The 20,287-nt window shown below is 68.0% G+C and carries 17 protein-coding genes; 7 read left to right on the forward strand and 10 right to left on the reverse strand.

Annotation, left to right across the window (positions count from 1 at the left end; translation table 11 throughout):
• Positions 1-248 precede the first annotated feature (248 nt).
• The 3 genes from LMA02_RS29565 (at position 249) to LMA02_RS29575 (ending at position 4,257) form a co-directional block, all read left to right on the forward strand.
• A complete protein-coding gene (locus LMA02_RS29565; protein ID WP_228908601.1) occupies positions 249-2,594 on the forward strand; it encodes a phosphocholine-specific phospholipase C in 2,346 nt (781 codons plus the stop codon).
• Between the two features lie 237 nt (positions 2,595-2,831).
• Entirely contained in the window at positions 2,832-3,101 is a 270-nt protein-coding gene (locus LMA02_RS29570) for a hypothetical protein (protein WP_040138862.1), read from the forward strand.
• Positions 3,102-3,264: 163 nt separating this feature from the next.
• Complete coding sequence (locus LMA02_RS29575; protein ID WP_228908602.1) at positions 3,265-4,257, forward strand: DedA family protein/thiosulfate sulfurtransferase GlpE; 993 nt, start codon at positions 3,265-3,267, stop codon at positions 4,255-4,257.
• A gap of 67 nt (positions 4,258-4,324) precedes the next feature.
• Here LMA02_RS29575 and LMA02_RS29580 read toward each other — a convergent pair whose 3' ends face one another.
• From LMA02_RS29580 to LMA02_RS29610, 7 genes are all read right to left on the reverse strand, one after another.
• Complete coding sequence (locus tag LMA02_RS29580; RefSeq protein ID WP_166725267.1) at positions 4,325-5,797, reverse strand: OprD family outer membrane porin; 1,473 nt, start codon at positions 5,795-5,797, stop codon at positions 4,325-4,327.
• Positions 5,798-5,957: 160 nt separating this feature from the next.
• Entirely contained in the window at positions 5,958-6,980 is a 1,023-nt protein-coding gene (locus LMA02_RS29585) for an ABC transporter ATP-binding protein (protein ID WP_228908603.1), read from the reverse strand.
• On the reverse strand, positions 6,977-7,969 hold the full coding sequence (locus tag LMA02_RS29590) for an ABC transporter ATP-binding protein (protein WP_228908604.1): 993 nt from the start codon (positions 7,967-7,969) through the stop codon (positions 6,977-6,979). Before LMA02_RS29590 ends, LMA02_RS29585 begins: the two co-directional genes overlap by 4 nt.
• A 133-nt stretch (positions 7,970-8,102) precedes the next feature.
• Positions 8,103-9,005, reverse strand: a complete 903-nt coding sequence (locus LMA02_RS29595) for an ABC transporter permease (RefSeq protein WP_228908605.1) — start codon at positions 9,003-9,005, stop codon at positions 8,103-8,105.
• 13 nt (positions 9,006-9,018) lie between these two features.
• Positions 9,019-9,957, reverse strand: a complete 939-nt coding sequence (locus tag LMA02_RS29600) for an ABC transporter permease subunit (protein ID WP_166725271.1) — start codon at positions 9,955-9,957, stop codon at positions 9,019-9,021.
• Positions 9,958-9,968: 11 nt separating this feature from the next.
• Complete coding sequence (locus LMA02_RS29605; RefSeq protein ID WP_228908606.1) at positions 9,969-11,582, reverse strand: peptide ABC transporter substrate-binding protein; 1,614 nt, start codon at positions 11,580-11,582, stop codon at positions 9,969-9,971.
• Positions 11,583-11,759: 177 nt separating this feature from the next.
• On the reverse strand, positions 11,760-12,338 hold the full coding sequence (locus tag LMA02_RS29610; RefSeq protein WP_006753630.1) for a cupin domain-containing protein: 579 nt from the start codon (positions 12,336-12,338) through the stop codon (positions 11,760-11,762).
• 498 nt (positions 12,339-12,836) lie between these two features.
• Between LMA02_RS29610 and LMA02_RS29615 the strand changes: the two genes are divergently transcribed.
• Together LMA02_RS29615 and LMA02_RS29620 are read left to right on the forward strand one after the other, a co-directional pair.
• Positions 12,837-14,360: a peptide MFS transporter gene (locus LMA02_RS29615; protein WP_228908607.1), complete on the forward strand. Its 1,524-nt coding sequence runs from the start codon at positions 12,837-12,839 to the stop codon at positions 14,358-14,360.
• 120 nt (positions 14,361-14,480) lie between these two features.
• Positions 14,481-14,687 (forward strand): hypothetical protein, encoded by a 207-nt coding sequence (locus LMA02_RS29620; RefSeq protein WP_105832592.1) that lies wholly within the window; start codon positions 14,481-14,483, stop codon positions 14,685-14,687.
• A gap of 55 nt (positions 14,688-14,742) precedes the next feature.
• On the opposite strand, the gene LMA02_RS29625 is transcribed toward LMA02_RS29620, so the two are convergent.
• From LMA02_RS29625 to LMA02_RS29635, 3 genes are all read right to left on the reverse strand, one after another.
• Entirely contained in the window at positions 14,743-15,867 is a 1,125-nt protein-coding gene (locus LMA02_RS29625; RefSeq protein ID WP_228908608.1) for an OpgC domain-containing protein, read from the reverse strand.
• A gap of 397 nt (positions 15,868-16,264) precedes the next feature.
• Positions 16,265-17,164: an EamA family transporter RarD gene (rarD, locus tag LMA02_RS29630; RefSeq protein WP_228908609.1), complete on the reverse strand. Its 900-nt coding sequence runs from the start codon at positions 17,162-17,164 to the stop codon at positions 16,265-16,267.
• 12 nt (positions 17,165-17,176) lie between these two features.
• On the reverse strand, positions 17,177-17,473 hold the full coding sequence (locus LMA02_RS29635) for an acylphosphatase (protein ID WP_041491699.1): 297 nt from the start codon (positions 17,471-17,473) through the stop codon (positions 17,177-17,179).
• 199 nt (positions 17,474-17,672) lie between these two features.
• Here LMA02_RS29635 and hpnA point away from each other — a divergent pair, with 199 nt between their 5' ends.
• Positions 17,673-18,680, forward strand: coding sequence for a hopanoid-associated sugar epimerase (gene hpnA, locus LMA02_RS29640; protein WP_006760929.1), 1,008 nt, complete (start codon positions 17,673-17,675; stop codon positions 18,678-18,680).
• A 108-nt stretch (positions 18,681-18,788) separates the two neighbouring features.
• The gene (locus tag LMA02_RS29645; protein WP_228908610.1) at positions 18,789-20,189 is read left to right on the forward strand and encodes a phage tail protein; all 1,401 of its coding nucleotides are present in this window, start codon (positions 18,789-18,791) and stop codon (positions 20,187-20,189) included.
• Positions 20,190-20,287: the final 98 nt, after the last annotated feature.

Here is a 20,287-nt window from a genome sequence, read left to right on the forward strand (position 1 = left end):
GCGTGTCATTTCCGCATCACGTCGACGTCATCTGCGCTCCCTAGACTGGGCGCCGCCCCGCCCCGCACGCGCCGGGCACGCGCGGGCCGACATCCTGCCCCGCGCATCACGAGCGTGCGGCACGCAGGAGCGCGACAACGGCCGACGCGCCGAAACGCACACGCATCGCCGACCGTCCCAGGGGGACGACGCACGGGCGCAACCAGACGAAGTCACGAACGCTCCCATCATCACAGGATCAGAACGCCATGACGTCACGCCGCAAATTCCTTCAGCAAACCGCGACTTCCGGCCTCGCCGCCGCCGCGCTGTCCGCGTTTCCGCCGAGCATCCGCCGCGCGCTCGCGATTCCCGCGTTTCACGAAACGGGGACCATCAAGGACGTGAAGCACGTCGTGCTGCTGATGATGGAAAACCGCGGGTTCGACGGCTACTTCGGCACCTTCAAGGGCGTGCGCGGTTACGGCGATCGCTTCGCGGTGCCGTCGCCGAACGGCCGCGACGTATTCCACCAGACCTACACGAAAGCGACGCCCGCGACGACCCTCACGCCGTACCACCTCGACGCGAGCCAGGGCAACGCGCAGCGCGCGGGCGGCACGCCGCATACGTGGGCCGACGCGCAGGCCGCGTGGGACCATGGCCGGATGAACCGCTGGCCCGACGCGAAGACGCCGCTGTCGATGGGCTATTACGACGCGGCCGAAGTGCCGTTCCAGCGCGCGCTCGCCGACGCGTTCACGCTGTGCGACCACTACCACTGCGGGATGCACACGGGCACGATCGCGAACCGGCTGTTCTACTGGAGCGGCACCAACGGCCCGAACGGCATCAGCCCGGCCGACGGCAGCCGCGTGAAGCTCGCCGCGCTGAACAACCAGTTCAACGGTGGCAACGACATCGGCCCGTCGAGCCAGGGCTGGACGTGGACGACCTACGCGGACCGGCTGCAGCAGGCCGGCGTGAACTGGAAGGTCTACCAGAGCCTGATCGACAACTTCGGCTGCAACGAGATGATGAGCTTCCGCCACTGGCGCGCGGCCATCGAGCAGATGCCGGCCGCACGCCGGCCCGCGTACGTCGCGTCGACGGACATCACGCAGCCGGTGACGGCGGCCGGCGCGTTCTACGATCCGGCGATCGACGATCCGTTGAGCCCGCTCGCGAAGGGTTTCGGCAACACGATGCCGTACGGCTTCCTCGAAACGTTCCGTGACGACATCCGCAACGGCACGCTGCCCGAGGTGTCGTGGATCATCCCGCCGTCCGTGTACAGCGAACATCCGGGGCCGTCGAGCCCCGCGCAGGGCGCGTGGTACGTGCAGGCGGTGCTCGACGCGCTGACCGCGAACCCGGACGTGTGGAGCAAGACCGTGCTGCTGATCAACTACGACGAGAACGACGGCTTCTTCGACCACATGCCGTCGCCGGCCGTGCCGTCGCGCAACGCGGACGGCTCGCTCGCGGGCGGCCATACGCTCGCGGCTGCCGACGTCGCCGTCGAGTATCACGACTTCGCGCCGGCCACGTCGAGCCAGCCCGCGGCCGACGGCCGTCCGTACGGTCCTGGCCCGCGCGTGCCGATGTGGGTCGTGTCGCCGTGGAGCCGCGGCGGCTGGGTCAACTCGCAGGTGTTCGACCATACGTCGACGCTGCTTTTCCTCGAGAAGCGCTTCGGCGTGGTCGAGCCGCAGATCGGCGCGTATCGTCGCGCGGTGTGCGGCGACCTGACGAGCGCGTTCAACTTCCGCGCGCCGAACAACGAACCGCTGCCGACGCTCGCGGGCCGCACGACGAAAAGCCAGGTCGACGCACTGAGCGCCGCGCAGCAGGCGGCGCCGAAGATCACGCCGCCGGCCACGCCGTCGCTGCCCGCGCAGGCCACCGGCGTGCGCCCGTCGCGCGCGCTGCCGTACGAGTTGCATGCGAGCGCGCAGGTCGATGCCGGCAAGGGCACCGTCACGCTGAAGTTCGCGAACACCGGTCGCGCGGCGGCGGTGTTCCACGTCTACGACAAGCTGCACCTCGACCGCGTGCCGCGCCGCTACATCGTCGAGCCGGGCAAGGCGCTGCGCGGCGACTGGGCGGCGCTCGCCGACGACAGCGGCAAATATGACCTGTGGGTGCTCGGCCCGAACGGCTATCACCGCCGCTTCACCGGCGACCTGGCCCGGCTGGCCGGCGGGCGGGCGCCGCACCCGGAGATCCGGGTCGGCTATGCGGGCGCGAGCGGCAACCTGCATCTGCGGCTGCGCAACGACGGCGGCGGCCCCGTGCGCTTCACGGTGAAGTCGAACGAGGTGTACGGCGCACTGTCCGGCCGCGGCGCGAACGACGATCGCGGCCACGGCAACGAGGACGGCAATAGCCAGGGTCACGGGCACGGCAACGACACCGGTACGACGTGGACCGTCACGGTGCACGCCGGCGGCCAGTCGGAACTGCACTGGAAGCTCGACTCGACCGGCCACTGGTACGACTTCGTCGTCACCGCCGACAGCGACGCGAGCTTCTCGCGCCGCGTGGCCGGCCGCGTCGAAACGGGCCGCCACTCGGTCAGCGACCCGGCGATGGGGCTCGCCGACCGCTTCTGACGGCACCCGCGCCCGCCCGGCCCGATCACTGGCCGGGCGGCGGTCGCGGCATGGCCCGATCCGGCTGAAACGCCCGCCCGGCGCGGCTCAAACATCAGAAGGATCGGTGGTACAGCCCTCTTTTCGGGGCCACCGAAAATGCTCCGTGTTGCGGCCCGTTCGCGTTAAACTTCGTCAAGCTGCATTCAACAACGACATCTTCGCCAATCTGGCACACACGACACGAGGATAGGTTCGATGCGCACTACCGGCTCATCCGGGGCAATGACCCTGCTCACCGAACACGACCCGGCCGACGGCCGCGAATTGCGCTCGCTCCGGCTCGAATCGACCGGCGACGGCAAGAGCGTGCTGCTGATCGAGATCGACGAACGCAAGCCCGGCATTCACCGCGAGGTCCGCTACGAGATCACGCCGGCCGAACTGATCGCGGCGATCCGCTCGCACGGCGCCGAGCTGCCCGGCGAAAACCACGGCGCCGCATCGCTCGCCCGCACCCCTTCCTGAAGTCGAACGGTGAGCCGCGCGCAACGCCTCGGCTCACCGTTCTGCCCGCATCCCCCTGCCGCCGTCAGGCGCTTTCCGTCATTCCCCGACGCACGGTTGAAAATGGCCGATAATCGGCCCATCTGTGTGGTCTCCTCACGCGCTTCCTTTTCGGCCAGCCGTCATGCTCCGTGACCTCGTCGCCCAATACGGGCCGCTTCTCGTCTTCGCCAACGTACTTGCGGCGGCCATCGGCCTGCCCGTGCCGGCGATGCCGACGCTCGTGCTGTTCGGCGCGATGGCCGCGATGCATCCGGCGATGATCGGCTCGCAGCTCGTGACGGTGCTGGCGCTGTCGGTGCTCGGCGCGCTGATCGGCGACACCGTGTGGTACGTCGCCGGGCGGCGCTACGGCGGCACGACGCTGAAGACGATCTGCCGGCTGTCGCTGTCGCGCGATACCTGCGTGAAGAAGACCGAACGTTTCTTCGGCCGCTACGGCGTGCGCGTGCTCGCGGTCGCCCGCTTCATTCCGGGGCTGTCGCTCGTGTCGGTGCCGATGGCCGGCGCGCTCGGCACGCGCTACCGCACGTTCGCCGGCTACGATGCGCTCGGCGCCGCGCTGTGGACGATCGTCGGGCTCGTCTCGGGGGTCGTGTTCTATCGGCAGATCGACTGGCTGTTCGCCGGCGCGAGCCGGCTCGGCCGCGCGGTGCTGCTGGTGATCGTCGCGCTGCTGGCGATCTATGCGGCCGTGCGCTGGATGCGCCGCCGCGCGCTGATCCGCCAGCTCGCGACCGCGCGCATCGGCGTCGACGAACTCGATCGCCTGCTGGCCGATGCGTCGGCGCCCGTGGTGCTCGACGTGCGTTCGCCCGAGCATCGCAAGCTCGACCCGTTCACGATTCCCGGCGCGCAGTTCGCGGACGAGCGGCGTATCGCCGACATCGTCGCGCGCTATCCGCTCACGCAGAAGTTCGTCGTGTATTGCTCGTGCCCGAACGAAGTGACGGCCGCACTGATGGCCAAGCGCCTGCTCGACGCGGGCTTCACCGATGCGCTGCCGCTGCGCGGCGGCCTCGATGCCTGGCGCGACACCGGCCGCCAGCTCACGTCACTGGTGGAAGAGATCCCCGCCGCGAACGATCCGGTGGCGGGCCTGCACAAGCCGGCCTGATCGAACTGACGGCAGGCCGGCCGCGCAAGACGGGAAATACCGCGGGGGACGTTGCATCCCCCTTCGATCAGAACGCGTGCAACGGCAGGTTCACGACCAGGCGATACTCGCGGTTCGTCGCGTCCGAAGAGTGCATGGAACCGTTGTGCCACATCGCGATGAACGTGACCTTCGTGTCCTTCAGCTTGCCGCTCTGGAACGTGTACGACGGGATGAAGCCGAACTCGTGGTGACGGCCCTGCACCGGCGCGCCGTTGCTCCAGTAGATGCTCGACTTGCTCGGATCGTTCGCCGCACCCGCGCTGCCGTCCGCACCCCAGCCCGTCACGCCCCAGACCATCGCCTTGAAGCCCGGCAGGCCCGCTTCCTTGCCGTAGAACGTGTAACGCAGCTGCAGCGACTTTTCGTGCGGCGCGTTGTAGTCGACGTCCATCGAGTTGGTCAGGAAGATGCCGTTGGTTTCGTTCAGGTAGTCGAAGAACTGGTCGCCGAGCACCTGCTGGAAGCCGAGCAGCAGCTCGTGCGGACCGTGCTGCGCGGCCAGCGACAGGCTGTATGCGTTGTTGTCGATCTTGCCTTGCAGCGCGTCGCCGGTGTCGTGCGTCGAGTAGACGTTGCCGAAGCCCGTCCACTTGATCGTCTGCGTGCTGCCGATGCTGTGCTTCACCGACGCGTAGTACTGGTGCCACACGTCGTCGGCCTGGTTCGCGTACAGCGCGACTTCGCCGTTCGGCGAGTAGTCCCACGTGCCGCCCACGTAAGTCAGGCGGTTGATGCGCGTGCCGCCGTATTGCGTCGTGAGGTTCGTAAGCGTCGTATGACCGCGTGCGTCGGTCTTCGTGAAGCTGCCGGCCTCGAGCATCACGTTCTTGAATTCGTTGCTGACGATCGTCGCGCCGAGGAACGTCGGCGGCAGCGCGCGGTTGTCGTGCTGCTCCATGAACGGGTTGTCGACGGCCTGCAGACCGTACTTGACCACCGTGTTCGAGATGCGCGCCTTGATGTCGTAGATGCCCGGGTAGGCCCACGCGAGCTGGTTGCCGCCACCGCCGCCCTTCGCGATGTGCACCATGCTGCCGGCACCCTGGCCGCCGTCGAGCTTCAGCGCCGCATACAGCGACGCGTCGAAGCCGATCCCGATCAAGCCCGTCGTAAAGCCCGACTCGAAGTTCGCCATCGCGCCCTGGACCCACGCGTGGCGATGCGGTCCGCCCTTGCTGTCGAGCACGTCCGCATAGTTGCGGAACAGGAAGTCGAGATGGCTGTCGGCAATGAAGCCCTTCGACTTCGACTGGGCCGACGGCTCGTCGGGCGGCGTGACGGCCTGGGTCGCTTCGGCGTTGATAATGGCGTTCGGGGTCGTTGCCTGCGCAACGGTCGTGCTCGCGCCGGCGGACGGCGCAGCCTGCGCAACCGTCAGCGGTGCGGGGGCCGCGTCGTCGGCGTGCGCGACGCCGGTCAGCGACACGCCCGCGAGCGCCGGCAAGCCCCATGCAAGCAGCATCTTCGATGCCGTCCCGATCGTCTTTTGCTTTTTCATCGTCATTCTCGTCTTGTGTTGATGTCGTCCACGCCGGTTGCGATCCGCTTCCAGCCCCCCGGCGAGCCCGGTTAAGGACGCGCCTTTACCCGCGGCGCGAAGGTTGTTCGCGCCGCACCCTACCCCTGTTGACCTGCCTGGTTATATTTGCTGCGTCACTTCACGCCGCCGCGCCCGCCCGGATGCACGCGACACGCGCCGCCGAGCCCTGCCGCACTTCCGGCAGCGGCACGTCCTGCGCGCACGCGTCGATCGCGACCGGGCAGCGCGTGCGAAACGCACAGCCGGACGGCGGGTTGAGCGGCGACGGCATCTCGCCCGCCAGCAGCATCGGACGGCGAGCACGCTCGCGCGCCGGCTCCGGCGTCGGCGCCGCATCGAGCAGCGCCTTCGTGTACGGGTGCTGCGGCACGCCATACACGTCATGCCGCGTGCCGAACTCCATCACGCGGCCGAGATACATCACGAGCACGCGCTGGCTGATGGCCTTCACCACCGCCAGATCGTGCGCGACGAACAGATAGGACAACGACAGGTCGCGCTGCAGATCGCGCAGCAGGTTCACGATCTGCGCCTGGATCGACACGTCGAGCGCCGAGACGGGTTCGTCGCAGATCACGAGCTTCGGCTCGCTGATCAGCGCACGCGCGATCCCGACGCGCTGGCACTGCCCGCCGGAAAATTCGTGGGGATAGCGCAGCAGGTGATGCGCATTCAGGCCGACACGCTCGAGCATCGTGATCACGCGGCGGCGCACTTCGGTGCGGCCGAGGCCCGCGTGGTGCGTGACGAGCGGCTCCGCGACGATCTGTTCGATCGTCATGCGCGGATCGAGCGACGCGAGCGGATCCTGGAAGATCATCTGGACTTCGCGGCGCATCGCGGTGCCGCGCAGGTGATCCGGCGCGACGGCATCGCCGCGCCAGCGCACCGTGCCGGCCGTCATCGGCACGAGGCCGATCAGCGCGCGCGCGAGCGTCGACTTCCCGCAGCCCGACTCGCCGACGAGCCCGACCGTCTCGCCGCGCTTCACGTCGAACGACACGCCGTCGACCGCGCGCAGCGTGCCCTTCGGCGACCACGGATAGCCGCCGAGCGGCACGCGGAAATGCACCTTCAGATCCTCGACGGACAGCAGCGTGTCGCCCGTCGCGCCGGCATTGCGGCGTGCTTCGACGCTCATCGCAGACCTCCCGTCAGATCGGCCAGCGGCCGGTGGCATGCGCGCACCGCGCCCACCGCGCCATAGGTTTCGAGCACGGGGCGCGCTGCACCGCAGCGCTCCTCCGCATACGTGCAGCGTTTCGCGAACGCGCAGCCGGCCGGCGCGGTGCCGGGCATCGGCGGATTGCCGGGAATCGCGACGAGCGGCGCATCGTCCGCGTCGGTCAGGCGCGGCAGCGCGTTGAGCAGGCCGATCGTGTACGGATGCGACGGCGCCGCGAAGATCGAATCGGCCGGCGCGTATTCGACGGTGCGGCCCGCATACATGACCATCACGTCGTCCGCGAGGCCCGCGACCACGCCCATGTCGTGCGTGATCAGCACGATCGCGGTGCCGCGCTCGCGATTCAGCTCGCGCAGCAGGTCGATGATCTGTGCCTGCACGGTCACGTCGAGCGCGGTGGTCGGCTCGTCGGCGATCAGGATTTCCGGCTCGGACAGCAGCGCCATCGCGATCATCACGCGCTGCCGCATGCCGCCGGAGAACTCGTGCGGATACATGCGGATGCGGCGTGCCGCATCGGGAATGCGCACCGACTCGAGCGCCTCGATCGCGCGCCGGGTCGCGTCCTTGCGCGACAGCTTGCGATGCAGCTGCAGCGTCTCGGTCATCTGCCGCTCGATCGTCAGGAACGGATTGAGCGACGTCATCGGATCCTGGAAGATCATCGCGATCCGGTCGCCGCGCACCGCGTTCAGCGCGCGCGTATCCATCTCGAGCAGGTTGTCGCCGCGATAGCGGGCCGTGCCCGTCGTCGCGCCGTTGCCGGCCAGCAGGCCGAGCAGCGCCATCACGGTCTGGCTCTTGCCCGAGCCCGATTCGCCGACGATGCCGAGCGTCTTGCCGGCCTCGAGCGAGAACGACACGCCGCTCACGGCGTCGATCGGCGGTGCATCCTTGCGCGTGAAGCGCACGCCGAGGTTGTCGACTTCAAGTAGTGCTGTCATGCCAGCCTCCGCCGGGCCGCCCCAAGGAGGCTGGTCGCCCCCTCGGGGGGAGCCGTGCATGGGACCGGAGTAAGCGCTGAAGCGCCAACTCCGGTCGACAGCGAATAACATGAGCGTGGGGGTCGTTTCATTCTCAGCGATCCTTCGGGTCGAGCGCGTCACGCAGGCCGTCGCCAACGAAGTTCACGCAGTAAAGCGTCACGCACAGCATGACGGCCGGTGCCAGCAGGAGCCACGGCATCGATTCCAGTTTCTGCGCGCCGTCCTGAATCAGCACGCCCCAGCTCGTCATCGGTTCCTGCACGCCGAGGCCGAGGAACGACAGCACCGATTCGGTCAGCACGATGTTCGGCACCGAGACGGTCGCGTACACGACGACCACGCCGAGCAGGTTCGGCACGATGTGGCGCAGCACGATCGATGCCGGCGACACGCCGATCGCGCGCGCCGCATCGACGAACTCGCGGTTGCGCAGCGACAGCGTCTGGCCGCGCACGACGCGCGCCATGTCGATCCACGAGAACGCGCTGATGGTCAGCACGACGAGCATGAACGAGCGGCCGAACAGGGTCATCATCAGGATCGCGATCAGCAGGTACGGGATCGCGTACATCATGTCGACGATGCGCATCATCACGGAGTCGACCCGGCCGCCCGCGAAGCCGGCGGTCGCGCCCCACGCGACGCCGAACAGGCCGGACACCAGCGTGCCGAGCAGGCCGACCTCGATCGACACGCGCCCGCCGATCAGCGTGCGCACGAGCAGGTCGCGGCCGAGTTCGTCGGTGCCGAACCAGTGCTGGTTCGCGAGCGCCGGCGGCAGGCTGATCGAGCCCCAGTCGCTCGCCGCGGGATCGGCCGCGAGCAGCCACGGGCCGGCGAAACACGCGAGCGTGATCAGCGCGAGCAGCACGAGGCTGAACACGGCCGCGCGGTTGTGAAGGAAGCGCGCGAACGCGAGCGCGAGCGGCGAGCGCGAACGCGGCGGCGAGTCGGTCTGCACGGGCAGACTGACGACGGGAGTAGTCGGAGTCATCGCAGTGCCTCGCTCAATAACGGATGCGCGGATCGAGCCACGCGTACGCGAGGTCGACCAGCAGGTTGAACAGCACTGCAAACACGGTCGTCAGCACGACGAGGCCGAGCACCAGCGTGTAGTCGCGGTTGATCGCGCCGTTCACGACGAGCTGCCCGAGCCCCGGCAGCGCGAACACCGATTCGGTGACAACAGCCGCCGTGATCGACGTGATGCAGACCGTGCCGAACAGCGACACGACCGGCATCAGCGCGGGCTTGAGCGCGTGGCGCAGCACGATCGTCGAGCCCGGCAGGCCCTTTGCGCGCGCGGTGCGGATGTAGTTGCTCGACAGCGTCTCGATCATCGAGCCGCGCATCACGCGTGCGAGCAGCGACACGTTGATGAAGGTCAGCAGCACGATCGGCAGCAGCCGGTACTGCCAGCCGCCATCGCCCCAGCCGCCGGCCGGCAGCCAGCCGTTGCCGGCCGACGTCTTCAGCAGGATCGCGAAGATCCACACCAGCACCGGGCCGAGCACGAACGGCGGCACGACGTTGCCGAAGTTGCCGAGCAGCATCACGAAGCGGTCGATCAGGCTGTCGCGGCGCACGGCCGCGACGGTACCGAGCAGCACGCCGAACACGATCGAGATCGGGATCGACACGCCGCCCACGCCGAGACTCACGGGCAGCGCCTTCTTCACGAGATCGTTCACCGACCAGTCGACGTAGCGGAACGACGGGCCGAGATCGCCGCGCAGCAGCGAACCGAGATACAGCAGGTACTGCTTCCACAGCGGCTCGTCGAGGTGATACTTCGCGTTCAGGTTCGCGAGCGTCGCCACGGACAGCTGCTTCTCCGTATCGAACGGACCGCCGGGCGTGAAATGCAGCAGCAGGTAGCAGACGGTGATGACGGCGAGAATCGTCGGCACCGCCCACAACGTGCGTCTCAATGCATAGGCCAGCATGATCGCTCCGCTCAGTGCTTGATCAGGTACATGTCCTGCGACGCACGCATGTCGATCACGTTCTTCAGCGAGTAGCCGCCCACGTAGGGCTTCACGAGACGGTCGGCCGAGTACTGGAACAGCGGCACCATCGGCGTGTCGTTCATCGCCGTGTCGTGCGCCTGCGTGAGCAGCGCGGTGCGCGCCTTGTCGTCGAGCTTCTGGTTGCCTTCGTCGACGAGCGAGTCCATCTGCTTGTTGCAGTAGCCAACGGTGTTCTGCGAGCTGCCGCAGCGGATCAGGTCGAAGAAGGTCATCGCGTCGTTGTAGTCGGCGAACCAGCCGTCGCGCGCGATCTGCACCTTGCCGTCATGCCGCTCCTTCATCAGCACCTTGAACTCGACGTTCTCGAGCTTCGTGTTGATGCCGAGCTTCGTGCGCCATTCCGATGCGGTGAACAGCGCGACCTTCTTGTGCAGGTCGTTGGTGTTGTATGTGAGCGTGAACGACAGCGGCTTCGCGTCCGAATAGCCGGCCTGCTTGAGCAGATCCTTCGCGGTCGCGACACGCTTGGCCATCGGCCACGCCGTCCATTCCGGCGTGAACGGCTGCGCGCCCTTCGTGCCGTTCGGCATCAGGCCGTACATCGGCTTCTCGCCGGCCTGCGTGAGCTTCGACGTCAGCACCTCGCGATCGATCACCATCGACAGCGCCTGGCGCACGCGCTTGTCCTTGAGCGCCGGGTCGCTGTTGTTCAGGTAGTAGTAGTAGGTCGCGAGCTGCAGGCCCGGGCGCAGTTCGCCGCCGAACTGCTTGCTGACCTGCTGGAAGATGCCCGACGGGATCGAGTAGCTGTAGTCGATCTGGCCGGCCTGGTACATGCGCATCGCGGTTTCGTCGCTTTCGATCGGCAGGTACGTGACCTTGTTGATCACGACCTTCGACGCGTTCCAGTACTTCGCATCCTTCGTCGCCACGATGCGGTTGTTCGGCTGCCAGTCGACGAGCTGGTATGCGCCGTTGCTGACGATGTTGCCGGGGCGCGTCCATGCGTCGCCGAACTTCGCGACGGTGTCCTTGTTCACCGGTGCGAGCGGCGCCATCGCGGTCAGCTCGGGGAAGAACGCGACCGGCACGTCGGTCGTTACTTCGAGCGTGTACGGGTCGACGGCGCGCACGCCGAGCGTCGTCGGCGCGGCCTTGCCGGCGATGATGTCCTTCGAGTTCTTGATGAACTCGACGAGGATCGTGTACTTCGAGCCCGTCTTCGGATCGACGAGACGCTGCCACGAATAGACGAAATCGGCGGCCGTCACGGGCTGGCCGTTGCTCCACTTCGCATCGTGGCGCAGCTTGAAGATCCACGTCTGCGGCGTCTTGCGCTCCCACGACTGCGCGACGCCCGGCACGACCTGGCCGGCCGCATCGATGCGGGCGAGCCCTTCGAACAGATCGAGGCCGATCGTGTTGCCCGTCCACGATTCGATGTGCGCCGGGTCGAGCGACTCGACTTCGGCGGGCACCTGGCGCGTCAGGTCCTGTTGAGGAGCGAGCGCGACGTTCGACGGAACGGTCACGGCGTGAGCGGCGGGCGTCGTCAGGGCGAGCGCGGCCAGCACGGCCGACATGGCATGCAAGGATTTCATCGTGGCAGTCTTGAGAAGGTTGTTCGGTGAGCGTCGCGCGGCGAATGCCGCGGTTACGCTTGAGACGCTGACGGGTGCAGCGATTGGGGAGGCCCGTGGTTCTCGTATTGCATCTTAGTATTCCTTACGTTTCTTTCGACAGGCATTCCGTCTCTGAAACGAAGGAATACCTGTGCGTTAGAACAGCCTCGGTGTACCGACCCAGACCACCACCGATTCGATCTTCGCGGTGTTGACCCAGCTGTGCGGGACCGTCGACTGATAGTGCGAGCTGTCACCGGCCTGCAAGACGAACGTCTTGCCTTCCAGCGTCAGCGACACTTCCCCTTCAATCACATACAGGAATTCCTCTCCTGCATGCGTCGTTACTTCCGACCGCTTCTGCCCCGGCGGCAACCGCACGAGGATCGCCTCGAGCTGACGCCCTTCGGACACGTTCGTCAGCCTCGCGAACAGGTTCGCCGAATCGGCGAATCCGAAGAAGCGCAACTGCTCGCCTCTGCAGACCGAGCGTTCCTCGCTCGGTGTGTCCACGAAGTACTGCACCGTCACGCCGAGCGCCTGTGCGATACCGGCCAGCGACGTCAGCGACGGCGACGCGAGCCCGCGCTCGACTTGAGACAGAAACGGCTTCGAAATACCCGCGGCGGTAGCGGTGTCGTCGAGCGTGCGCTTGAGTCGTTGGCGCAACGCGCGAATCTTGCTGCCCAGAGCGGCAGCGTCTGCCGATCGCGAGTTTTCAGTGGGGGAAACCATAGCAGGCCGAAAAGTGGTCGTCAAAAAATGTTTGATGGAAAGTAACTAAGTTAAATCGAGATGCCTTAATCTTCAGGTTCGCACACGTCTTCGGTGTCGAGCCCGGTGCACTAAACAGGGCACGAAGCGTGCGAAACGACGCGCTATCTTGCCAGACTCGCCGGCTTCACAGGCAAGCTGCAAGCGGCTCTCCGGGAATTTGCGGAGAACGGGCGCAGAGCTTACAAGTAAATGACGAGACAAATGTTCCTGAAAGCTGCTGCCATATTGGGAGTTTCCCTGAGTGGCGCGGACCCGACGCACCGGACCGGCAAACGTTACCATTCGCGCGCCGGTCGGGGCCGCGCGCCGCCTTATCTGGCGGAGTCCGACCCCGGCCCGGGCTAACCCGCCCGACTGCTCCATCGCCGACGCAAAGCCTACCCGGCCCCCGTGCTACGGCGCCAGTTCGACCCCAAGGCGACGCGCGATCCGCGCCGTCCGTTTGAAACGAGATTGATGATGCACGCACCTGTTTCACAAACCCGATCGTTTACGACGGTCTTCCTCATCGAAATGTGGGAGCGCTTCGGCTACTACGGCATGGCCGCGCTTCTGGTCCTCTTCATGGTCGACCGGCTCGGTTTCACCGACAGCCATGCGAACCTGACCTGGGGCGCGTTTACCGCGCTCGTCTACGCGTCGCCGTCGATCGGCGGCTGGATCGGCGACAAGGTGCTCGGCGCCCGTCGCACGATGATCATCGGCGCGGCCGTGCTGTGCGCCGGCTACCTGATGCTGGCGGTTCCGAACGACGCGCTGGCGTACATGTACGCATCGCTCGGCGTGATCGTCGTCGGCAACGGCCTGTTCAAGGCCAACGCCGCGAACCTCGTGCGCCGCATCTACGAAGGCGACGATGCGCGCATCGACAGCGCGTTCACGATCTACTACATGGCGGTCAACATCGGCTCGACCGTGTCGATGCTCGCGACGCCGTGGATCAAGGATCACTGGGGCTGGCACACCGCGTTCGCGGTCTGCTGCGCCGGCATGCTGCTCGCGATCCTGAACTTCATGCTGATGCACCGCACGCTCGCGCACATCGGCTCGCAGCCCGACGACGAACCGATCCGCTGGAAGCGCCTCGGCGGCGTGGCGGCCGGCGGCGTCGCGCTCGCGCTGATCACGCTGTACGTGCTGCAGCACAAGCAGCTCGCGGTCGCGAGCGTATGGACGGCCGCGTTCGCGATCCTGGCGATCTTCGCGTACATGATCGCGAAGTCGGAACGTTCGGAGCGGGCGGGCCTGATCGCGGCGCTGGTGCTGATCGGCCAGGTGATCCTGTTCTTCATCTTCTACGTGCAGATGTCGACGTCGCTGACGCTGTTCGCGCTGCGCAACGTCGATCCGCGCTTCATCCTGTTCGGCACGACGCTGTTCACGTGGAGCGCCGCGCAGTTCCAGGCACTGAACCCGATCTGGATCATGATGCTGAGCCCGCTGCTCGTGTGGATCTACAACGCGTTCTCGAAGAGCGGCCGTGACCTGCCGGTCGCGGCGAAGTACGCCTTCGGCTTCGGCGCGGTGGCGGCCGGCTACCTGGTGTTCACGATCAGCGGCCGCTACGCGGTGGACGGTCGCGTGTCGTCGTGGTTCATGGTGTGGGGCTACGGCCTCTACTCGCTCGGCGAACTGCTGGTGAGCGGCCTCGGCCTCGCGATGATCGCCCGCTACGTGCCGGCGCGCATGAGCGGCTTCATGATGGGCGCGTATTTCGTCGCGACGGGTGTGTCGCAGTATCTCGGCAGCGTCGTCGCGAACTTCGCGCAGATGCCGTCGCACGACCTGCCGGCCACCGACTCGCTGCCGCTCTACCTGTCGCTGTTCGAGAAGCTCGGCTGGCTCGCCGCGATCGGCATGCTGCTGGCGCTGCTGCTGCTGCCGATGATGAACCGCCTGTCGCGCCAGCATCAGCGCTGCGCGGACGAGCGCCGCGAGGAAGAAGCGGCACAGGCGCAGGCGATGGCCTCGGCTCAGTAAGTACTATCCCTCGGCGTGCGGCATGCACGCCACATTCTCCCGCCGGCGCGGCCAGCACGTCCTACACTGGTTGCAACGGCGCATCCGTTCCATCGTGATGCGCACTGGCGGGAGAAGATCATGAAAAGCAAAACGACTCGGCTCTTGAGGATACTGTCGGACATCCGGCACGCGCAGCGCTGCACCGCATTGCGCGCGGCCCGGGCCGCGGCCGAAGCCGACGCGGTACTCGCGCAGGAGGACGATCCGAAGTCCGACGAACGCGACGACGCCGAATCCGACGACGCGACGGCGGCCCCCCGCTCCCGCATCGGCTCACCTCACTGAGCGCCCCGACGCCGCGCGGCCCCTTGCGAGCCGCCTGCGCGCGCTCCCGCGCCGCTCATGCGGCCGCGCCGCGCCAGCGCGCGAACCACGATCCCGACCCGGCCACGGCCATCATCAGCCCGACCGCGCACGCGTCGGCCGCGAGGCCCACGCCGATATGCCGCAGCTCGGCGCCGTTCGCAACCGGATGCAGCAGCGAATCGATGACGAGCGAGATCGCCGCGCCCGCGACGAAGCAGATCAAGCCGCGCCGGCCGATCGCGACCACGGGCTGCACGGCGTGCGCAATGCGCGCGATCCAGCCGTAGCGCACGCAATCGGCCATCAGCCATGCAAGCGCCGCGAAGCTCACGATGCGCGGCAGCGCGAGATCGCGCTTGAGCACGCCTTCCGGCACCGGCAGCCCCGAGAACAGCTTGTAGCTCGCGCAGCCGAGCACGATCGCGCACGCGACGCCGGTCGCCGCGGCGCTCCAGCGCCCGAGCGCGACGTGCCGATAGAACGGCTGGCTGCGCGCGAGCACGCCGCCGACGAACATCAGCTGCCACGCGAACGGGTTGAAACTCCAGCGGAACGCATCGGTGTCCAGCAGTTCGGGGCCAAGCCAGCCGGCCGCGAGCCACGACGCCGCGCTGAACGCGACGAGCAGCCACGGGTGGCGGCGCGCGAACGGCACGACGACCGGCGACGCGAGCGCGAACAGCACGTACATCGGCAGCACCGACGCGAGATACGGCTGGCGCTGGAACGTGAGCAGCTCGGCCGCGCCCGTGAGCGGCGACGCGAGCATCACGCTGACGTCGTCGAGCGCGAGGTTCGGCGCGTCGATCCCGTAATGGTCGAGCACGGCGGACACGACGAGCATCAGCGTCGACGTCGCGAGAAACGCGCGATAGATCTGCATCGCGCGGTGCACGAACCGCCGCTGCGCGGCGCGCGGGCCGTGCCGGTCGGCGATCGCGCCGTAGGCGCTCGCGGTCGCGAAGCCGCCGAGGAACACGAACACCTCGGCCGCGTCGCACAGCGCGAACGCGTGCAGCGTCACGCGCGACAGCACGCTCGCACTGATGTGATCGACGACGATCATCAGCAGCACGATCCCGCGGAAGAAATCGACTTCGATCAGGCGGCCGCCGCGCGCCGGCGGAGCGGGGGTGGCGAGCGACATGCTCAGCGACATGGCCGCACCTGCGCGAGGACGGCGCGGCATGCACCGGTGGAGGATTCGGAAGGGAGAAGGCGAAGCCGATCAGCAGCGATACGCGTATGCTCGCATCGCGCCAACCCGGCCGGCCCGGCACGGAGATGACCGTTCATGGAAAAGCCGCATACGAAGAGAAGACGGTCAGGTCAGTCTAGCGGCCGGTCGGGGGATACCCTAAGTAACAAAATGCAACGGAATCTTCTATTCGATTACACGCGTGACAGCGACGAGTCGAAGCTGGCGACGCGGCCAGCGTGACGTCAGTGCGTCGCCAGTTCGACGCCAGGATCGCGGGATTCGACGCGACGAACGCGCAAGGCGCAGCCCGTTTCCGCGCGGCCGTCGTGCAGCGGGAGATGACGCTGAGCGACACTCAGCGACGCGCGGGCAGGCGCCGCATCAGCATCGCGCTGTGCCACGCGGTCAGCGCGACGGCGACCCAGATCGGCCCGTACGTCGCGAGCTGCGCGACGCTCAGCGTCTCGCCGAGCAGCAGCAGCGACACCGCGACGAGCAGCACGGGCTCGACGTAGCCGAGGATGCCGAACAGCGCCATCGGCAGCATCCGGCTCGCCTTCAAGTAGCTCGCGAGCGCGAGCGTGCTGAGCACGCCGAGCCCGGGCAGCAGCACGGCCCACAGCAGCGGATGGCTGGCGACCGGCGTCGGACTCGTCGACACCATCGCGAGCGCGACCGGACACAGCAGCACGATCTCGACCGCGAACGCGGCCAGCGAATCGGCGTTGATCCGGCGGCGCAGCACGAAATACGGCGGATAACCGAGTGCGACGACGAGCGTCGGCCACGCGAATGCGCGCGTCGCCCACACTTCGTGCGCGACGCCGAGCGCCGCGAACGCGACCGCCGCCCATTGCAGCGGATCGAGCCGTTCGTGATAGTAGAAGCGGCCGACGAGCACCATCGTCAGCGGCAGCAGGAAATAGCCGAGCGACACTTCGAGCATGCGCCCGTGCAGCGGCGCCCACAGGAACAGCCACAGCTGCAGGCCGAGCAGCGCCGCGCTCACCGGCAGCGCGATCAGCAGGCGCCAGTCGCGCACGCTGCGTCGGACGAGCTCGACGAGCGCGGGCCAGCGGCCGCGCAGCGCGATCAGCGCGAGCGCGCCCGGCGCGGTCCACACGATGCGCCACGCGAAGATGTCGAGCCCCGTGAGCGGCGCGAGCAGTTTCGCGTAAGCGGACATCAGCGCGAACAGCGTCGACGCCATCACCGACAGCACGATGCCGCGCCCGGCCTCCGGATACCCCGTCATGTTGTTTTCGCCTTACTGCTGCTGGAAGCGATCGAAGCGCCTTTCGATCAGACGTTCCTCGAACGTGACCTCGGTCACGCGTGCGGCCGGCGGCCCGTGGCGCAGCCACGCGAGCATCCGGTCGATCTGCGCGCCGGGGCCCTGGATCATCGCCTCGACACTGCCGTCCTCGAGATTCGCGACCCAGCCGCGCAGCTTCAGCGCATGCGCCTCGCGCACCGTCGCGTGACGGAAGCCGACGCCCTGCACGACGCCGCGCACCCGCACGTAGTAGGTCTCGATCCGTTCGTCCAGTTCATTGCGGCTCATCGCGTCGCCCTCCTGTTGCATTCAAGCCCGGCATTGTAGTCGCGTCGGCCGCTTCCTACACGCGCCCGGCAGGCCGGCCATCGGCCGCCGCCCGGAGCCGCCGCCCGCGCGGCGCTCGCGTCGCCGGGCGCGCCGACCACGTACAATCTCGCCGACGCACAACCGCCGCGCCGCCCGCGCGCGGCCCTGAAGGAAACGCATGACTGATACCTCCCGCGATCTCGTTCTCGTCACCGGCGCGTCCGGTTTCGTCGGCTCGGCCGTCGCGCGCATCGCGCAGCAGAAAGGCTATGCGGTGCGCGTGCTGGTGCGCCCGACCAGCCCGCGCACGAACGTCGCGGATCTCGACGCCGAGATCGTCACCGGCGACATGCGCGACGAGACGTCGATGCGCGCCGCGCTGCGCGGCGTGCGCTACCTGCTGCACGTGGCGGCCGACTACCGGCTGTGGGCGCCGGATCCGGACGAGATCGAGCGCGCGAACCTCGAAGGCGCGGTCGCGACGATGCGCGCGGCGCGTGCCGAAGGCGTCGAGCGGATCGTCTACACGAGCAGCGTCGCGACGCTGAAGGTCACGAGCGCCGGCGATCCGTCCGACGAAAACCGGCCGCTGACCGCCGAGCAGGCGATCGGCGTGTACAAGCGCAGCAAGGTGCTGGCCGAGCGCGCGGTCGAGCGGATGATCGCCGACGAAGGGCTGCCGGCCGTGATCGTCAACCCGTCGACGCCGATCGGCCCGCGCGACGTGAAGCCGACGCCGACCGGCCGCATCATCGTCGAGGCCGCGCTCGGCAAGATTCCCGCGTTCGTCGATACCGGCCTGAACCTGGTGCACGTCGACGACGTCGCGCACGGCCACTTCCTCGCGCTCGAGCGCGGCCGGATCGGCGAGCGCTACATCCTCGGCGGCGAGAACCTGCCGCTGCAGCAGATGCTGGCCGACATCGCGCAGATGACGGGCCGCAAGGCGCCGACGATCGCGCTGCCGCGCTGGCCGCTCTACCCGCTCGCGCTCGGCGCGGAGGCCGTCGCGAAGTTCACGAAGAAGGAACCGTTCGTGACCGTCGACGGGCTGCGGATGTCGAAGAACAAGATGTATTTCACGTCCGCGAAGGCCGAGCGCGAGCTCGGCTACCGCGCGCGTCCGTACCGCGAAGGGCTGCGCGACGCGCTCGACTGGTTCGGCTCGGCGGGCTACCTGAAATAGCACAGCGCGGCGTGTTTCACGCCGCTTTGCGCACTTTGTTACACGTCGCTGACGGACCGGCACCGGCGCAGCGGTTAAAATCGCGGGTCTTACGCAGAGAAGACACGCATGAACCTGAACGATCAGATCGATTCGCTCAACGCGGGCGTCGATCAGCTGCTCCACGATCACCACGCCGCGCAGCAGGCGGCACGCAGCGCGGAAGCGTTCGCGCGCGCCGCCGCGGCGGAAGCCCAGGCCGCCGCCGAGCGTCACGCCGCGGCGGAGACCGAAGCACTGGCCGCCGCGCAGCGCCACACGGCCGCAGCCGCCGACGCCACCGCCGCGCAGCAGCGCCACGCCGATGCCACCGCCGCGGCCGAAACCGCCGCTCAACGCCACAACGAAGCCGCCGCGCAGGCCGAAGCCGCCGTCCAGCGGCACACCGAAGCGACCGCGCTGACCGAAGCGCTCGCGCAGCGTCACGCGGATGCGGAAGCCGCGTCGCAGCGCCATGCGGCCGCGATCGCCGAAGCCGAGGCCGCCGCGCAACGTCATCACGCCGCCGCGACCGAAGCGGAAGCCGCCGCGCAGCGCCATGCCGCCGCCACCGCGGAGGCCGCGGCCGCCGCGAAACGCCATGCGGATGCGACCGCCGAAGCCGAGGCCGCGACGCAACGTCACGCGGCCGCGATCGCCGAGGCCGAAGCGCTCGCGCAGCGTCACATGCAAGCGATCGCTGAAGCGGAAGCCGCCGCGCAGCGCCACGCCGATGCGACCGCCGAAGCGCAAGCCATCACGCAGCGCCATACCGAAGCCATCGCGCAAGCCGACGCGGCCGCGCAACGCCACGCGCAGGCAACTGCCGAGGCTGAGGCCGTCACGCAACGCCACAGCGAAGCGATCGCGCAGGCCGAAGCGGCCGCCGAACGTCACGCGAAGGCGATCGCCGACGCGGAAGCGCTCGTCGAAGCCGTCATGAAGGACGCCGCGACGAACCCGGTGGCGTCCGATACCGCGACGGCAGTCGCGGCCGAAGTCGTCGAACCGGCCGTCGAACCGGCCGCCGAGCCAGCCGCCACGCCAGTGACCGCCGATGAAGGCGCTGCCGCGCCGGCCGACGCGAGCACCGCCGTCATCGCGACGAACGCCGCCGATAGCGCAATCGAAGTCGCCCCCGTCGAAGCAGCGGACGCGTCCGCGGACAAGGCGACGCTGCACGTCGCACGCCCGTCGCAGAACGAACTGACGCTGACCGTCAACGGCCAGTCGATCACGCTGCACCCGGAGCAGCTGGGCCAGCTGATCGAGGAACTCGCGCAAGCGCGCGCGTCGATGCAACCGGAACCGCCGCCCGGCATCCCGGCCGGCTGGCGCTTCGTGACGACGAAGAACCCGATGATGGCCGTGCAGAAGCAGTCGAACGGCGACCGCCTGCTGGTCGCGCGCCACACCGGCTACGGCTGGGTGCCGTTCACGTTCTCGCCCGATGTCGTGATCCAGATGTACATGATGCTGACGCAGCGGTAAGCGGGCGCGGCGGCGCCGCAAAAGAAACAGCCCGATCGATTCGCACCGATCGGGCTGTCTGCTTTCCGAGGCCTGGAGGTCAGCCGGCACACGCCGGC

This window comes from Burkholderia sp. B21-005, from assembly GCF_020843965.1.
Classification (GTDB): Bacteria; Pseudomonadota; Gammaproteobacteria; order Burkholderiales; family Burkholderiaceae; genus Burkholderia; species Burkholderia ambifaria.

Coding starts and splice junctions, on each gene's coding strand:
- LMA02_RS29565 (WP_228908601.1), top strand. CDS start 249: ATGACGTCACGCCGCAAATTCCTTCAGCAAACCGCGACTTCCGGCCTC.
- LMA02_RS29570 (WP_040138862.1), top strand. CDS start 2,832: ATGCGCACTACCGGCTCATCCGGGGCAATGACCCTGCTCACCGAACAC.
- LMA02_RS29575 (WP_228908602.1), top strand. CDS start 3,265: ATGCTCCGTGACCTCGTCGCCCAATACGGGCCGCTTCTCGTCTTCGCC.
- LMA02_RS29580 (WP_166725267.1), bottom strand. CDS start 5,797: ATGAAAAAGCAAAAGACGATCGGGACGGCATCGAAGATGCTGCTTGCA.
- LMA02_RS29585 (WP_228908603.1), bottom strand. CDS start 6,980: ATGAGCGTCGAAGCACGCCGCAATGCCGGCGCGACGGGCGACACGCTG.
- LMA02_RS29590 (WP_228908604.1), bottom strand. CDS start 7,969: ATGACAGCACTACTTGAAGTCGACAACCTCGGCGTGCGCTTCACGCGC.
- LMA02_RS29595 (WP_228908605.1), bottom strand. CDS start 9,005: ATGACTCCGACTACTCCCGTCGTCAGTCTGCCCGTGCAGACCGACTCG.
- LMA02_RS29600 (WP_166725271.1), bottom strand. CDS start 9,957: ATGCTGGCCTATGCATTGAGACGCACGTTGTGGGCGGTGCCGACGATT.
- LMA02_RS29605 (WP_228908606.1), bottom strand. CDS start 11,582: ATGAAATCCTTGCATGCCATGTCGGCCGTGCTGGCCGCGCTCGCCCTG.
- LMA02_RS29610 (WP_006753630.1), bottom strand. CDS start 12,338: ATGGTTTCCCCCACTGAAAACTCGCGATCGGCAGACGCTGCCGCTCTG.
- LMA02_RS29615 (WP_228908607.1), top strand. CDS start 12,837: ATGATGCACGCACCTGTTTCACAAACCCGATCGTTTACGACGGTCTTC.
- LMA02_RS29620 (WP_105832592.1), top strand. CDS start 14,481: ATGAAAAGCAAAACGACTCGGCTCTTGAGGATACTGTCGGACATCCGG.
- LMA02_RS29625 (WP_228908608.1), bottom strand. CDS start 15,867: ATGTCGCTGAGCATGTCGCTCGCCACCCCCGCTCCGCCGGCGCGCGGC.
- rarD (WP_228908609.1), bottom strand. CDS start 17,164: ATGACGGGGTATCCGGAGGCCGGGCGCGGCATCGTGCTGTCGGTGATG.
- LMA02_RS29635 (WP_041491699.1), bottom strand. CDS start 17,473: ATGAGCCGCAATGAACTGGACGAACGGATCGAGACCTACTACGTGCGG.
- hpnA (WP_006760929.1), top strand. CDS start 17,673: ATGACTGATACCTCCCGCGATCTCGTTCTCGTCACCGGCGCGTCCGGT.
- LMA02_RS29645 (WP_228908610.1), top strand. CDS start 18,789: ATGAACCTGAACGATCAGATCGATTCGCTCAACGCGGGCGTCGATCAG.